Origin of the sequence: Mesorhizobium sp. B3-1-7 (assembly GCF_006439385.1) — a bacterium.
In the GTDB taxonomy this organism is placed as follows: domain Bacteria; phylum Pseudomonadota; class Alphaproteobacteria; order Rhizobiales; family Rhizobiaceae; genus Mesorhizobium.
In genome coordinates, this window is sequence record NZ_VFTL01000002.1 from 212,075 (window position 1) to 226,533 (window position 14,459).

The following is a 14,459-nucleotide window of genomic DNA, read 5'->3' on the forward strand; positions in this document are numbered from 1 at the left end:
TCGTTCGAATTGAACGACCAAGGGCGCCGCCTCATCGCGGCGCCCTTTTTGTTTCGCCGGCCTTCATGCCACCGTGGGCGAGCCGAACTTCTTGATGCCGGCGACCGACATCGAGACGAACTGGTCGAGGATGGCGAAGAAGATATCGAGGCTGAAGCCGAACAGGAAAGCGAAGGTGAACAGGCTGAATCCTATGCCGGTCACCTCGCCGCCGAGCTTGGTCCCCGGCGCCATGAACCAGGCGAGGATCATGCCGGCAAGCCCGCCGAGCGCGATGCGGTGAATGAGCCGGGACAGCGGCGGATTGGGCAAAAGCGGGTTCAGGATCATGCGCATGTGGAACATGATGCCGCCAAGCGCGCCGTAAAGCGCGGGCAGGATCCACAGCGCATAGGGGCTGAGGACCTCGCTGAGCGTCTTGGCCTGCAGTGTCAGCGTCGAAATCGAATTTGGCGTGATGGTGATGACGCCTTCGCACTGCAGATCGCGTGTCGCCTCATCGAAATCCGCGTTCACATCTTCGGCCTGGCCGGCGATGCCGGTGGCGCTTACGGCTTGCGTGCCGCCTTCGGTATTGCCGTTGTTCCTGCAATCGAAATCCGACTGCTTGAGCGGCTGGCTGTTCCCGGCCCCGCTTTGCTGTTGCGCCAGCGCGATTTGCTGACCGCAGAACTGGTCTATGGCCATCTGCCGGGGGTTGGAGAAATCGATTGGCGCGCCCGCCTTGGCCGACGAAGCCGAAAGCTTGCAATAGGCCCATTGCATGCCCCAGAGCGGGAATGGCGCTTCCTGTGTCATGAACCCCTGCGCCCGCACCAGCAGCGAGGAAAAACGTTGATCAAGCGAATGCAGGCTGTCGACGGAATTGTAGTAGGCATCCTTGAGAAGCGTCAGATCGGTCGCCGACGCCTGCTGGGCGGCGGCCGAGCTCAATTGCTTCTTCGTCGCCCAGACCTGCCGGATCGACTGTCCGAACCGGGCGCTGAAATCGTTGTTATCGATCTCCTGCAGTTCTGCATTGATCGAGACACCCCTGTTGTAGACATAGGTCAGCTTGCCGATGACGATCATCATCGTCACCGACAGGGCTATGAGAAAATAGGTCGCGAGCGCGGTCCGCCGCGACATGTCGCCCGGCGACCAGCCGGTGCGGAGCGCGGCCAGCGTGGAAAACGGCACGGTGTTGGAGCAGTCGTTGAACACTGTCTGAAGCTTGACGACCTCGGGCTGGCTTGCGGTCGCGTCATTGAGCTTTTCCGCATCGCCGATGGCGGCGAAGAGCGCGCTGTCCTTGAACACGCCGTAGCGGCCGTAGCCGGCAACCAGCTTTGCGTCGGCAAGCAACCCAGAGACAAGAGGATCGTGGGACGTCGTCATCGCTTCCCCCGACGACTAGCCAAGATAGCCCGGCACGAAGCCATATTGCGACGGGCACCCGCAGGGATAGCCGGACGGTCCGGGCGGCTGCGCCCAGCACCAGAAGAACTGGGTGAAGCAGATCGTCCCCGGCGCATGCGGCGGGACTTGCGCAAGAGCGGGCCATGGCAGCAGCGCCGCGCCGACGGCGAGGGCCAGGACGACCATGGTTCGTGCCACGCGCGCCTTCAATCCAGCCCCCAAAAAGCCAACCGCGCTTACTCACATGCGCGGTGACTTTCCGAAAATACCGGAGCGACGTCCGTGAAATGGCTCACGCTCTGCTGGATATTTGGCGCGCCAAGAAAAAGGCGCCGCATCCAGGCGGCGCCTTGCCGTCCGAAAGCGGTTCAAGCTAGGCGGCATTACGCTGCAGGGCACGCTGGTTCGATGCATAGATCGTGTCGCGCTCGGGCAGGGCGCCGGTCTTCAGGCAATCGATCCACTCGGCGGTCTTCAGCACCGCGGCGAAGCGCGACTGCAAGACGACGCTCACCACCCGGTGGATGTCCTCGGCCGATGCATAGCCGGCGCTGTTGGCATAGGGCACCGAGCCGCTGGCATCGGAAAGGAACTCGACGGCAAAGCCCATATGAACCGCGTGGATGATGGTCGACAGATCGCAATTGTGGGTCATGTAACCGACGACCGCGATCGTATCGATGGCGTTGGCGCGCAGCCCGGCCTCGAGATCCGTGCCGGTGAAGGCCGAAGGCAGCATCTTTTCGACATAGTGATCGCGGCCGCGCCTGGCCATCTCGGGATGCAACTCGCCGCCATGGCTGCCCTTGGCGAAGATCGGCGAGGTCTCGGGCGCCATCTGCCTGACCACGACGATCTTGATGCCGGCCGCCGCGGCGGCATCCATGGCGCGCGCAACATTGGCGATCGTCTCGGTGAATGGCGGATGTTGGATAGCGAGATTGCCGCCATTGTAGTCGTTCTGAACATCGACGACGACAAGCGCGCGGCGTGGCTGGGTGGCGGGAGCTGACATGGCGGTTTCCTTTCGATCGTGTTGATGGGTCAAAGCTAGTCGGCTGGTTCGGCTCCAGAAAGTGGCCCGATTGACATCATTCGAAAGAATTGGGACATTCGACTTTCAACGGAACGATATTTGTCATGAAGAACCCGATCATCGCCGCCGTCGCCTTCGACGGCATCAGCCCGTTTCATCTCTCCGTGCCGTGCCTGGTGTTCGGCGCGGACCGCACCAAGCTCGGACTGCCGCGCTTCGACTTCCGTGTCTGCGCGATGGAGGAGGGACCCATTCATACCGATGCCGGGCTGAGCATCCTGGGGCCGCATGGACTTTCCGCGCTAGACGAGGCCGACATCGTCATCATTCCGAGCTGGAAGGATCTCGAGGCTCCGCTGGCCGCGCCGTTCAAGGATGCGCTGCGACGCGCGCATCGGCGCGGCGCGCTGATCGTCGGCTTGTGCCTCGGCACCTTCGCCATTGCCGGCGCCGGATTGCTGGCCGGGCGCAAGGCGACCACCCATTGGGCTTATACCGACCGGTTGCAGGCGCTGCATCCCGATCTCGCGATCGACGCGGACGTGCTCTATGTCGACGACGGCGACATCATCACGTCGGCCGGCGTCGCCGCCGGGCTAGACTGTTGCCTGCACATCGTGCGCGCCCGCTATGGCGCGGAGGCCGCCCTTCGGCTTGCCCGCCATGTCGTGCTCTCGCCGCACCGGCAAGGCGGGCAGGCACAGTTCATCGAGCGCCCGCTTGCGCCGACGCCGAACGCGGACCGGTTCACGCGTGCTCTCGACCGGGTGCGGGCAACGCTCGGCGAAACGCACAGTCTCGACAGCGTCGCCGATAGGGCCGGCCTCACGCGCCGCACCTTCACCCGCCGCTTCCAGAACTCGATCGGCACCAGTTTCGGCGACTGGCTCGCCGACCAGCGCGTGGCACTGGCGCAAAGGCTGCTGGAGCAGACGGAAAAATCGATGAACATGGTGGCCTTCGAAGCGGGCTTCGGCAGCGCTACGTCGCTGCGCCAGCATTTTGCCGCGCGGCTCGGAACCTCGCCGATGCGGTACAGACGCGAGTTTTCGGGGCGGGTCGATCAGGACGAGCGCATGAAGCACGCGTCTTGAGAACAGCAAGGGGCACCACGTCGACGCGGCGCCCCTTGCATTCCCCAGTCTCATTCTTCAGGCAACGTCTTCCGGCGATGGCGCGCGTTTCCGGCCGGTGACCATCGCCCGAACCAGGTTCTCGCCATGGCGCAGGCTTGCCAGAACCACGCCGCCGACATGAAGACCGATCAGCACCAGGATACCATTGCCCAGAACCTTGTGCGTGTCCTCAACCCAGGCCACGCCCCACCAGGCGTCGGTGGTCTGCATCCATCCGGTCAGCGCAATTCCCGCGATGCAAATCACAAGTGCCAGCACCATGGCGCCGCCAGCAGGATTGTGGCCGAGATATCGCCTCTCACGGCCATGCGCCACGTCGGCGAGATACGATCGCACCATACGCGGTCCGCGCACGAATTGATCGAAGCGCGTATACCCGGACCCGGCCAGCCCCGCGACCAGGCGCGAGGCGATCAGGACTCCGGCGCAATAGCCGGCCAGCTCATGCACCTTCATGATCTCCCCGGAAGAAAGCCACGCCACGGCAATGCACAGAACCAGCGACCAGTGGAAGAGGCGAACATAGGAGCTCCAGACCCCGACCGAGGTTTCCCGTGTCGAAACGGTGGCGTTCATGGCGATCAACCGTCGTCGGAATCGGCGCCGACCGACTCCAGCGTCTTGGGATTGAACACGCCTTCCAGCCTCTTGCCGCTGGCGTCGACCGCCTTGGCTTCGTAGCAGCCGTTTTCGGTCTTGATGCTGCGGACCTTCCAGCCCTCTCCTTCCAGCTTCTTCTGCAATGCCTCGCGCGGCTGCCACTGGTCGGTCGGCACGTTGCATCGGTCTGCTGCGAAGGCTGGCGCGGCCAGGCCCAGCGCCAGCGCGGTCAGGACGATTGTTCTCATATCGGTTTTCTCCATCGGTTGATTCCGATGCCGAAAACCTGCGACCGAAAGCTGACAGCAGCCTGAACGCCGGCCGGTTCGTGCAAATGCCGCACTTGGAGAGCAGACGCGCCGATTGATGGGACTGGCGTTCAGGCTACTGTCAGTATCGTTCTGCATAGGACGAATGGGTCAGGCAGCGGAGGCGGCGTGCGTGTTCTGTTGATCGAGGATGATCGGGTGCTGGGTGAAGCCGTGCGCGACCACGTGGCCGCCGATGGCCATGCCGTCGATTGGAGCGGCACACTTGAGGAAGCCCGTGAGCATTTGCGTGTCGTGACGTATCAGCTGATGCTGCTCGATCTGCATTTGCCGGACGGCAAGGGCCTGGAATTCCTCAAGGTTTTCCGCCGCGGCGGCCACCGCACTCCGGTCATAATCCTCACCGCTCGCGATCAGCTCTCGGACAGGATAGACGGGTTGAATTCCGGTGCGGACGATTATCTGGTCAAGCCATTCGATCTGGGCGAATTGTCCGCCCGCCTGGCGGCGGTGGCGCGCCGCTATGTCGGGAATCCCAACCCGCTCATCCGGATCGGGCCGGTCGAGGTCGACACTGCCCATCGCCGCGTGCTGGTCGGCGGCAAGGAGATCCAGTTGACCGCCCGCGAATGGACCGTGCTGGAACAATTTCTCGGCCGGCCAGGCGTCACGGTCAGCAAGGGTCAGGTAGAGGACGCGCTTTACGCTTTTGGCGCCGAGGTGGAGAGCAATACCGTCGAGGTCTATGTGAGCCGCCTGCGCAGAAAACTCGGCCGCGACGTGATCGCGACCGTGAGGGGGCTGGGCTATCGCCTTGTGGCCCGATGAGCTGGCGATTCAGCCTTGTCGGACGGCTGGTCGCCTCGTTGATCATCGTAACCGTCATGTTTGGAGTTGTGGCTGCCGCCACCGGAACCTTCACGCTTCATCGCGAAATCAACGAGGCGATGGATAATTCGATGCAGGAGGCGGCCCGCAGGTTGCTGCCGCTCGTCATTGACGACCTCTTTGGACGCGAAACGCTTCAGCCTCCGCGCGAACTGGCGGAGGCTGTCTCGCAAGAAGATGACCAACGGCTGATCTACCAGGTGCGGGACAGCCAGGGTCGGATAATGCTCCATTCCCACGGCGCGCCAGCCACTCCGCTGACGACCGGGCTCGCGCGAGGCTTCTCGCAAGAGGCGGGATGGCGCGTCTACACCGAGCCGGCGGTAAGCGGCACCTTGTTCGTCCAGGTCGCCGAGAGCGACCAGCGCCGCAACGAAGAGACGTTGGAAGCCGCCGCCGGCTTCCTCGTACCGATGATTGCCCTGACACCGCTCAGCGCGATACTTGCCTGGCTGACCCTGACACGGTTCATGCGCCCGATCGGAAAGCTGCGTGCCGACATCAGCGCCCGCGATGGCGACAATCTCGCCGCGATCGACACCGAGCATCTCCCCGTCGAGCTTGCGGCAATCGCCAGGTCGGTCAACAGGCTGATGCGGCGGCTCCACATGGCAATGGAAGCCGAAAAGGAATTCACCGCCAACGCCGCCCACGAACTGCGCACTCCGATCGCCGGAGCGTTGGCCCAGGCCGAGCGGATGATCGCCGAGGCAACCGACGATGCGGGTATGAAGCGCCCGCGACAGATCAAGGCGTCGCTCGTCAGCCTGTCCAACCTTTCGGAGAAACTCATGCAACTGGCGCGCGCCGACGCCGGAATTGCCGCCGGAAAATCGGCTGATCTGGGCGCAGTGGTTGCGCTTGTGGTCGCGGATTTCGAACAGCATGCCGAGAACGAATTCCGGTTGAGCCTCAAAAGGCCGTCAAAAGGCAAGGTGGAGGTGGCCATCGACCCCGACGCGCTGGCGATCGTGACGCGCAACCTGATCGAAAACGCCCTTCGACACGGCGCCCAGGGTCGAACGGTGGTGATACGTGTCGACGACAGCGCGGGGTTGAGCGTGATCAACGGAGGTCCCGTCGTACCGGCGCCCGACAAGCTGCTGAGACGCTTCGAACGCGGAACGACGCCTTCTAGCGGCTCGGGTCTCGGCCTGGCGATCGTCGGCAAGATCCTACAGCAGACTGGCGCGACACTGAGCCTGAATTCGCCGGCTTCAGGCCGCGAAGACGGTTTCGAAGCGACGATCCGGTTTGCTTGCGCCACAGCAATTCCAGGAACCCTGCGCGACGGTCTTCCGTCAGGAAGCGCATAGAACAGCATACCGGAACGCTCGAACCACGGTGCGCTCAGCGAGGCGCAATGCCTCGCGCCGGGTTGCCGACGACGGTGGTGTTCGCCGGCACGTCGCGCGTCACCACCGCACCCGCGCCGACGATGGCGCCCTCGCCTATTCTGACGCCGGCGAGGATGACCGCGCTGCCGCCGATCCAGGCATTGTCGCCGATCATCACGGGCCTGGCGATCTCCAGCCCGGCCAGCCGGCCGGAGGCCTCGCGATGATGCTCGGCGCAGTAGATCTGCACATTGGGCCCGAGCAGCGTTCCCTTGCCGATGCGCACCGGCGCGGTATCGAGGATGGTGCAGGCGGCATTGAGGAAGACGCCATCGCCGAGGAACAGGTTGAAGCCATAGGCGCAATGGAACGGCGCCTCGATGCGAGCCCCCACGCCCACGCCGCCGAGCAGCGCCCGCAAGGCCGGAGCGATATTGCCGCGCTGCCGGGGCGGCAGGCCGTTGTGCTCGAACACTGCATCGCGCGCCGCAACGCGTAATGCCTCCAGCTCATCGTCGATGCAGGTGTACCATTCGCCCGCCGCCATCTTCATGCGTTCGCTTGTCGTCATGGTGGCACCTCCAGGTTTCGTCTGCTGCCAAAGCATAATCGCCAAAGCATAATCGATCGTCTGACAAAAGCCCCGTAGCCAAACGCTTGGCTTATGCTAGCCTGCCGTTGCGAGACTGTACGAGGGTCTCTTTGAGGGGGCGATCATGCTTTACATTCTTGCACTGCTGATAGGCGTCATTGCCGGCCTGCGCGCCATGACCGCGCCCGCCGCCGTCGCCTGGGGTTCCTATCTCGGCTGGCTCCCGGTCGCAGGCACCTGGGCGAGCTTCATGGGTCACTGGATTGCCGTCGGCATCTTCACCATCCTGGCAATCGTTGAGCTGGTCACCGATCAGCTGCCGTCGACGCCGAGCCGGAAAGTGCCGCAGCAATTCGGCGCGCGCATCGTGACCGGCGCCTTCTGCGGCGCAGTCATCGGCGCGACCGCCGGCGCCACCATCGGCGGCCTGGTCGCGGGCGCGATCGGCGCGGTGATCGGCACGCTGGGCGGCGCCGAAGCGCGCGGCCGGCTGGCGGCCGCCTTCGGCAAGGATCCGCCCGCCGCCTTCATCGAGGACGCGGTGGCGATCATCGGCGGGCTGCTCATCGTGGCGGCGGTCGCATGAGCGCAAAAAGCTTCGACGCCATCGTCATCGGCGCCGGCCAAGCCGGCCCGCCGCTTGTCGGCCGGCTCGAGACCGCCGGCATGAAGGTCGCGCTGGTCGAGCGCAAGTTCATCGGCGGCACCTGCGTCAACACCGGCTGCATGCCGACCAAGACGATGGTGGCGAGCGCCTATGCCGCGCATCTCGCCCGTCGCGCCGCCGACTACGGCGTCGCGCTCTCAGGCCCCGTCGGCGTGGACTACAAACGGATCAAGGCGCGCAAGGACAAGGTCACCAACGACGCCCGCGGCAATCTCGAAAAATGGATCGCCGGCATGAAGGGCTGCACGCTCTATCGCGGCCATGCGCGTTTCGAATCCGCCGACACTGTGCGCGTCGGGGACCAACTTCTGACCGCGCCAAAGATCTTCCTCAACACCGGCGGCCGCGCCTCGGTGCCCAACCTGCCCGGCGTCAACGACGTACCCTATCTCACCAATGCCTCGATGATGGACCTCGATGTGCTGCCCAGCCATTTGATCATCGTCGGCGGCAGCTACATCTCGCTCGAATTCGCGCAGATGTTCCGCCGCTTCGGCTCCGAAGTCACGGTGATCGAGAAGGCGCCGCGGCTGACCGGCCGAGAGGACGAGGACACGTCCGCGGCCATCCTGTCCATCCTCGAAAACGAAGGCATCACCGTTCATGTCGGCGCCGAGGATATAAGCTTCGCCAAACAAGGCAGCGACATCGCCGTCACCTTCTCCGCCGACAAGCCGCCGGCCATCGGCTCGCATGTGCTGCTGGCACTGGGGCGCGTTCCGAACACCGACGATCTCGGCCTCGACAAGGCCGGCGTCGCGGTCGATCAGCGCGGCTTCGTCGTCGTCGACGACCAGTTGCGCACCAATGTGCCCGGCATCTGGGCGATGGGCGACTGCAACGGCAAGGGCGCCTTCACCCATACCTCCTACAACGACTTCGAGATCGTCGCCGCCAACCTGCTTGACAACGATCCGCGCAAGGTCAGCGACCGCATCGAAGCCTATGCGCTCTATATCGATCCGCCGCTTGGGCGCTGCGGCGTGACGGAAGCCGCCGTGAAGAAATCCGGCCGCCGCGCGCTGGTCGGACAGCGGCCGATGACGCGTGTCGGCCGCGCGGTCGAAAAAGGCGAGACGCAAGGCTTCATGAAGATCCTGGCCGATGCCGACACCGGCGAAATCCTCGGCTGCTCGGTGCTCGGACCGGGCGGCGACGAGGCTATCCACTGCGTGCTCGACCTCATGTATGCCAAGGCACCGATCTCGACGCTGGCGCGCGCCATGCACATCCACCCCACCGTCTCGGAGCTGCTGCCGACCATTGCCCAGGAGCTGAAGCCGCTGGTTTAGGTTAAGTCCAGGAAAAGTGCGAAGCGGTCAGGCTCGGCGACTTCGCCGCAGCCGTGAAACAAAGGTCTCTGAGCCCAGCCGGGCGCTCTTCCGTTTCTGCATTGCTGCGTTGCAACAATGGCGCTTGTGCGCCGGGCATATCCAGCGCCAGTCTAAATTTTGAACCGATTCAGTCCGGACATCCCATGCCGCTGCCGATCCTAGCGCTCGCCATTGCATCCTTCTGCATCGGCACCACCGAATTCGTCATCATGGGCCTGCTGCCGGAAGTCGCGGCCGATCTCGGCGTCTCGATCCCGTCCGCTGGCCTTCTGGTAACCGGCTATGCGCTGGGCGTCGTCTTCGGCGCGCCGATCGTAGCCATGGCAACCGCCCGCCTGCCACGCAAGCCGGTGCTTGTCGGCCTCGCCACCCTCTTCGTCATCGGCAATCTCTTCTGCGCCATCGCGCCGAACTACTGGCTGCTGATGGCGGCGCGCGTCTTCACCGCTTTCGGCCACGGCGCGTTCTTCGGCATCGGCTCCGTCGTTGCAGCGAGCCTCGTGCCGCGCAACAAGCGGGCGAGCGCCATCGCGCTGATGTTTGCCGGCCTGACGCTCTCCAACATCCTCGGCGTTCCCGCCGGCACGGCGCTCGGCGAGGCTTTCGGCTGGCGTGCCACCTTCCTCGCCGTCGTCGGCATCGGCCTCATCTCGGTCGCGGCCATCGCCTGGCTGGTGCCGTCGGATGTCACCGAGCCCAGCGGCGGCGGCCTGGTCGGCGAACTGCGCGTGCTCGGCAAGCTGCAGGTCTGGCTGGCGATGCTGATCGCCTCGCTCGCCTCCGCCAGCCTGTTCGCCGTCTTCACCTACATCAAGCCTTACCTCACCGACGTCTCCGGCCTGTCGACGGCGACCGTCACCTGGGTGCTGCTCTTGTTCGGTGCCGGCATGACCATCGGCAACATCATCGGCGGCAGGCTTGCGGACTGGAAGCTGATGCCGACGGTGATCGCCACGCTGCTCGCCATGGCCCTGCTCTTCGTCGTCTTCACCGAGCTCGGCGCCATCGCAAGCGTGGCTGTCGCCATCGTCTTCCTGTGGGGCATGCTGATCTTCATCGTCGTGCCGCCGCTGCAGATACGCGTCGTCGAAGCGGCTGCCGAAGGACCGAACCTTGCCGCCACGCTCAACCAGGGCGCCTTCAATGTCGGCAATGCCGGGGGCGCCTGGATCGGCGGCCTCGCCATCTCCTGGGGCGTATCCTACGCCAACCTGCCGCTGGTGGGCGCGGGGCTCGCGCTTCTGGCCGTCGCCGTGGCCGTGCTGTCGCAGGCGCTCGACCGCCGCACGGTCCTGCAGCCACAACCAGCTGAATAAAGCTCGGCGTCTTCGCCGTAGCAGCTCGGCGTCTTCGCCGTAGCAGCTCGGCGTCTTCGCCGTAGCCACCCTGCCCCGACAGCACGGCACGGCTGGACCACTCGACAGCCCGATCGCAAAAATGCATGGGTGAAACCTCTTCACGCGGAGGTATCCCATGCAGAAGACGATCGAGCGCATCGCCGGCGACAGCGAGGGTGTCGTTTACGAATTTCCGGTCCTGCGCTTCGAGGGCAAGGACAAGGCGGCCCCTTCCGCCTATCTGCAGGCGGCGCTGCATGCCGGCGAGCTGCCGGGCGTCGTCGCCATCGACGCGCTGATGCCGATGCTGGCCAAGGCGGAGGCCGAGGGGCGCATCAAGGGTCCGATCACCATCGTGCCCTGGGCCAATCCGATCGGCCGCGCGCAATATCATTTCGGCGAGCATCAGGGCCGCTTCAATCTCGGCACCCGGACCAACTTCAACCGCTCCTTTCCGTTGCTTGCCGCGCCCGACGCCAGGCTGTTGCCCGATGTCAGCCTCGGCGGCGCCGATCGCCGGTTGAAGAACCGGCTCGTCCAGCTCTCGCTCGGCAACGACATCGTCCTTGACCTCCACTGCGACGACGAAGGCCTTGCCTATCTCTACATCCACACCAGCCTGTGGCCGCATATGGCCGACTGCGCGGCCGCCATGGGCGCCGGCGCCGTCCTGCTGTGGAGTGAGGACAACACCGGCACCTTCGAAGGCGCCTCGATCATGCCCTATCAGAACGTGCCAGCGAGCGTCGCGCGCTTCGACCGCCGCGCCGTCACCACTGTCGAATATCGCGGCATACTCGACGTCGATGGCGCTCTGGCCGCGGCCGATGCGACAGGACTCTACCGACTGCTGGTGACGCGGGGCGTCGTTCGGGACCCGTCCGTACCGAAATTCGAGAGATTTTCCGGCCCTGTCGTGCCGCTGGAAAACATCGACATGATGCCTTCGCCCAGGGCCGGCGCGATCCTTTACGACGTCAAGCCCGGCGATCGCGTCAAGAAAGGCGACAGGCTGGCGACGATCGTGCATGCGCCCGGCGAGGCTGGCGGCCGCACGGAAGTGTTCGCCCCGCAATCAGGCGTCATCCTGACCCGCCGCGCGCGCCGCATCATCCGCGCCGGCGAGGATCTTCTGAAGCTCGCCGGCGACGCTAGGAGCAGCGACGCGCGCTCCGGCACGCTGGAAGACTGAGGATCTCATCCATCGATGAGCGCCTCGGATCAGAGACCGCGCAGGCTCTCCAGATGTGCACATGGACATGGTCGCCGGCGGCGACGGGCGCCGTCGTCGGCAGATCAAATTCATAGTTGCTGAGCCTAAGCACGATCCCTCACCGGTCCCGCCGCGCTGAATGGCTGCTCGCCTGTCTCGACCGGACCGCGCGAGATATCGAAACCGGCTCCCGCTCTCTCGCGCCGCGCACGAAGGTGGCAGGCGATCTGCGTCGTCCGGTGAGTTTCCCGATTCCGCTTGCCGATCCAGTCATTCGCCGCTATGGGAGTCGCCATGAACATGCGTTCGAACAAGACCATTTGGTGGTGGGCTCGCTGACAGCGGCCTGTTCGTGCGTGTGCGCGTGAAAGTAGAGGGTGGCCGCAACGGAATGTCCGGGCGGCCATTTGTTTTTTAAAGCCATTCCCGGGTCCGTTGCCCAAAACGCTGATGGAGACGGCAATGACGACTAAAGTTCTGGACAACGGGGCGGAGCGTTTCGTCACCGCGGGCGGTGTGACGATCACCCGCGAACGCCACGACCGGCCCTATGAAGGCGCGATCGATGCCTATGTCGACGGCCTGAATTCTCGCCGCGGCGCTGTGTTTTCCTCCAACTACGAATATCCGGGCCGCTACACGCGCTGGGATACGGCCATCATCGATCCGCCGCTGGTGATCTCGGCGCGAGGGCGCACGATGCGCATCGAAGCGCTGAACAAGCGCGGCGAAGCGCTGTTGCCCGTGATCGGCAAGGCGCTTGCCAGCTTGAGCGAAGTGACGATCTCCGAGACCTCGAAGACGCTCATTCGTCTCGATGTGGCGAAACCCGGCCGCGTCTTCACCGAGGAGGAACGCAGCCGCGTTCCGTCGGTCTTCACCGTGCTTCGCGCCATCACTGCGCTGTTCAAGACCACCGAGGACGCCAATCTCGGCCTTTACGGCGCCTTCGGCTACGACCTGGCCTTCCAGTTCGACCCGGTCGACTACAAGCTCGAGCGTAAGGAAAGCCAGCGCGATCTCGTGCTGTTCCTGCCTGACGAGATCCTGGTCGTCGACCATTATTCGACCAAGGCCTGGACCGACCGCTATGACTATTCCGGCGAAGGCTTCTCGACCGAGGGCCTGCCGCGCGACGCCAATGCCGAGCCGTTCAAGACCGCCGACCGCATCCCGCCGCGCGGCGACCACGAGCCGGGCGAATACGCCAACCTGGTGCGGCGCGCCATGGAGAGCTTCAAGCGCGGCGACCTGTTCGAGGTCGTGCCTGGACAGATGTTCTACGAGCGCTGCGAGACCCAGCCTTCAGACATCTCGCGCAAGCTGAAGTCGATCAACCCCTCGCCCTATTCCTTCTTCATCAATCTCGGCGAAAACGAATATCTGATCGGCGCCTCGCCGGAAATGTTCGTGCGCGTCAACGGCCGCCGCGTCGAGACCTGCCCGATCTCGGGCACGATCAAGCGCGGCGACGACGCCATTTCCGATAGCGAGCAGATCCTGAAGCTGCTCAACTCGAAGAAGGATGAGTCCGAGCTCACCATGTGCTCGGACGTCGACCGCAATGACAAGTCGCGCGTCTGCGAACCGGGCTCGGTGCGCGTCATCGGTCGCCGCCAGATCGAGATGTATTCGCGCCTGATCCACACCGTCGACCACATCGAGGGGCGGCTGCGCGAAGGCATGGACGCCTTCGACGCGTTTCTCTCACACGCCTGGGCTGTCACCGTCACCGGCGCGCCGAAGCTGTGGGCCATGCGCTTCATCGAGCAGAACGAGAAGAGCCCGCGCGCCTGGTATGGCGGCGCCATCGGCATGGTCAACTTCAACGGCGACATGAACACCGGACTGACCTTGCGCACCATCCGCATCAAGGACGGCATCGCCGAGGTACGCGCCGGCGCCACGCTGCTTTTCGACAGCGTGCCCGAGGAAGAAGAAGCCGAAACCGAACTGAAGGCATCCGCCATGCTCTCCGCCATCCGCGACGCCAAGACCGGCAACGCCACCGGAACCGAGCGCACCACCGCGCGCGTCGGCGACGGCGTCAACATCCTGCTGGTCGACCATGAGGACAGTTTCGTCCACACCTTGGCCAACTACTTTCGGCAGACCGGCGCCAATGTCTCCACGGTGCGCTCGCCGGTGCCCGAAGAGGTCTTCGAGCGGCTCAAGCCCGATCTCGTCGTGCTGTCGCCCGGACCGGGCACGCCGAAGGATTTCGACTGCGCCGCCACCATCAAGAAGGCGCGCAGCCGCGACCTGCCGATCTTCGGCGTCTGTCTCGGCCTGCAGGCGCTGGCCGAGGCCTATGGCGGCGAGTTGCGGCAGTTGCACATCCCCATGCATGGCAAGCCGTCGCGCATCCGCGTCTCGAAGCCCGGCATCATCTTCTCCGGACTGCCAAAGGAAGTGACCGTCGGCCGCTACCACTCGATCTTCGCCGACCCGGTGCGCCTGCCCGACGGTTTCGTGGTCACCGCCGAGACCGAGGACGGCGTCATCATGGCTTTCGAGCACCGCAAGGAGCCGATCGCGGCGGTGCAGTTCCATCCGGAATCGATCATGACGCTCGGTCACAATGCCGGCATGCGCATCATCGAGAACATCGTCGCGCATCTGCCGCGCAAGGCCAAGGAAAAGGCCGCTTAG

At 64.5% G+C, this 14,459-nt stretch carries 14 protein-coding genes; 8 read left to right on the forward strand and 6 right to left on the reverse strand.

Translation table 11 applies throughout. The annotated features are described in order from the left end of the window. Positions 1-63: 63 nt before the first annotated feature. The 3 genes from FJ417_RS02870 to FJ417_RS02880 form a co-directional block, all read right to left on the reverse strand. On the reverse strand, positions 64-1,377 hold the full coding sequence (locus FJ417_RS02870) for a hypothetical protein (protein WP_140782386.1): 1,314 nt from the start codon (positions 1,375-1,377) through the stop codon (positions 64-66). Positions 1,378-1,392: 15 nt separating this feature from the next. Next, on the reverse strand, positions 1,393-1,596 hold the full coding sequence (locus FJ417_RS02875; protein WP_140782387.1) for a hypothetical protein: 204 nt from the start codon (positions 1,594-1,596) through the stop codon (positions 1,393-1,395). 175 nt (positions 1,597-1,771) lie between these two features. Beyond that, positions 1,772-2,413 carry a cysteine hydrolase family protein gene (locus FJ417_RS02880; RefSeq protein ID WP_140782388.1) on the reverse strand — a complete coding sequence of 214 codons (642 nt, stop codon included), beginning with the start codon at positions 2,411-2,413 and terminating at the stop codon, positions 1,772-1,774. A 125-nt stretch (positions 2,414-2,538) separates the two neighbouring features. On the opposite strand from FJ417_RS02880, the gene FJ417_RS02885 reads away from it, so the two are divergent. Beyond that, positions 2,539-3,528: a helix-turn-helix domain-containing protein gene (locus FJ417_RS02885; protein ID WP_140782389.1), complete on the forward strand. Its 990-nt coding sequence runs from the start codon at positions 2,539-2,541 to the stop codon at positions 3,526-3,528. A 57-nt stretch (positions 3,529-3,585) separates the two neighbouring features. Here the strand turns inward: FJ417_RS02885 and FJ417_RS02890 are convergent, their stop codons facing one another. Both FJ417_RS02890 and FJ417_RS02895 read right to left on the reverse strand, forming a co-directional pair. Next, the gene (locus FJ417_RS02890; RefSeq protein ID WP_140704327.1) at positions 3,586-4,146 is read right to left on the reverse strand and encodes a cytochrome b/b6 domain-containing protein; all 561 of its coding nucleotides are present in this window, start codon (positions 4,144-4,146) and stop codon (positions 3,586-3,588) included. Positions 4,147-4,151: 5 nt separating this feature from the next. Further along, positions 4,152-4,418, reverse strand: coding sequence for a PepSY domain-containing protein (locus FJ417_RS02895; RefSeq protein ID WP_140653284.1), 267 nt, complete (start codon positions 4,416-4,418; stop codon positions 4,152-4,154). A gap of 189 nt (positions 4,419-4,607) precedes the next feature. Between FJ417_RS02895 and FJ417_RS02900 the strand changes: the two genes are divergently transcribed. Together FJ417_RS02900 and FJ417_RS02905 are read left to right on the forward strand one after the other, a co-directional pair. Next, complete coding sequence (locus FJ417_RS02900; RefSeq protein WP_140782390.1) at positions 4,608-5,267, forward strand: response regulator transcription factor; 660 nt, start codon at positions 4,608-4,610, stop codon at positions 5,265-5,267. Then, a complete protein-coding gene (locus FJ417_RS02905) occupies positions 5,264-6,643 on the forward strand; it encodes an ATP-binding protein (protein WP_140782391.1) in 1,380 nt (459 codons plus the stop codon). The genes FJ417_RS02900 and FJ417_RS02905 overlap by 4 nt, the downstream gene beginning before the upstream one ends. Positions 6,644-6,677: 34 nt before the next feature. On the opposite strand, the gene FJ417_RS02910 is transcribed toward FJ417_RS02905, so the two are convergent. Then, complete coding sequence (locus FJ417_RS02910; RefSeq protein ID WP_140782392.1) at positions 6,678-7,235, reverse strand: sugar O-acetyltransferase; 558 nt, start codon at positions 7,233-7,235, stop codon at positions 6,678-6,680. A gap of 145 nt (positions 7,236-7,380) precedes the next feature. On the opposite strand from FJ417_RS02910, the gene FJ417_RS02915 reads away from it, so the two are divergent. From FJ417_RS02915 to FJ417_RS02935, 5 genes are all read left to right on the forward strand, one after another. Further along, positions 7,381-7,842, forward strand: coding sequence for a DUF4126 domain-containing protein (locus FJ417_RS02915; RefSeq protein ID WP_140703992.1), 462 nt, complete (start codon positions 7,381-7,383; stop codon positions 7,840-7,842). Next, entirely contained in the window at positions 7,839-9,215 is a 1,377-nt protein-coding gene (locus FJ417_RS02920; protein WP_140782393.1) for an FAD-containing oxidoreductase, read from the forward strand. Before FJ417_RS02915 ends, FJ417_RS02920 begins: the two co-directional genes overlap by 4 nt. Before the next feature lie 185 nt (positions 9,216-9,400). Beyond that, positions 9,401-10,573, forward strand: a complete 1,173-nt coding sequence (locus tag FJ417_RS02925) for an MFS transporter (protein ID WP_140782394.1) — start codon at positions 9,401-9,403, stop codon at positions 10,571-10,573. A 157-nt stretch (positions 10,574-10,730) separates the two neighbouring features. Further along, a complete protein-coding gene (locus FJ417_RS02930) occupies positions 10,731-11,786 on the forward strand; it encodes a succinylglutamate desuccinylase/aspartoacylase family protein (protein ID WP_140782395.1) in 1,056 nt (351 codons plus the stop codon). A gap of 483 nt (positions 11,787-12,269) precedes the next feature. Beyond that, positions 12,270-14,459: an anthranilate synthase gene (locus FJ417_RS02935; RefSeq protein ID WP_140782396.1), complete on the forward strand. Its 2,190-nt coding sequence runs from the start codon at positions 12,270-12,272 to the stop codon at positions 14,457-14,459.

What these genes read in the sequence shown, in the direction of transcription:
- FJ417_RS02870 (WP_140782386.1), bottom strand. Translation starts at nt 1,377, where the DNA reads ATGACGACGTCCCACGATCCTCTTGTCTCTGGGTTGCTTGCCGACGCA.
- FJ417_RS02880 (WP_140782388.1), bottom strand. Translation starts at nt 2,413, where the DNA reads ATGTCAGCTCCCGCCACCCAGCCACGCCGCGCGCTTGTCGTCGTCGAT.
- FJ417_RS02885 (WP_140782389.1), top strand. Translation starts at nt 2,539, where the DNA reads ATGAAGAACCCGATCATCGCCGCCGTCGCCTTCGACGGCATCAGCCCG.
- FJ417_RS02890 (WP_140704327.1), bottom strand. Translation starts at nt 4,146, where the DNA reads ATGAACGCCACCGTTTCGACACGGGAAACCTCGGTCGGGGTCTGGAGC.
- FJ417_RS02895 (WP_140653284.1), bottom strand. Translation starts at nt 4,418, where the DNA reads ATGAGAACAATCGTCCTGACCGCGCTGGCGCTGGGCCTGGCCGCGCCA.
- FJ417_RS02905 (WP_140782391.1), top strand. Translation starts at nt 5,264, where the DNA reads ATGAGCTGGCGATTCAGCCTTGTCGGACGGCTGGTCGCCTCGTTGATC.
- FJ417_RS02910 (WP_140782392.1), bottom strand. Translation starts at nt 7,235, where the DNA reads ATGACGACAAGCGAACGCATGAAGATGGCGGCGGGCGAATGGTACACC.
- FJ417_RS02915 (WP_140703992.1), top strand. Translation starts at nt 7,381, where the DNA reads ATGCTTTACATTCTTGCACTGCTGATAGGCGTCATTGCCGGCCTGCGC.
- FJ417_RS02920 (WP_140782393.1), top strand. Translation starts at nt 7,839, where the DNA reads ATGAGCGCAAAAAGCTTCGACGCCATCGTCATCGGCGCCGGCCAAGCC.
- FJ417_RS02925 (WP_140782394.1), top strand. Translation starts at nt 9,401, where the DNA reads ATGCCGCTGCCGATCCTAGCGCTCGCCATTGCATCCTTCTGCATCGGC.
- FJ417_RS02930 (WP_140782395.1), top strand. Translation starts at nt 10,731, where the DNA reads ATGCAGAAGACGATCGAGCGCATCGCCGGCGACAGCGAGGGTGTCGTT.
- FJ417_RS02935 (WP_140782396.1), top strand. Translation starts at nt 12,270, where the DNA reads ATGACGACTAAAGTTCTGGACAACGGGGCGGAGCGTTTCGTCACCGCG.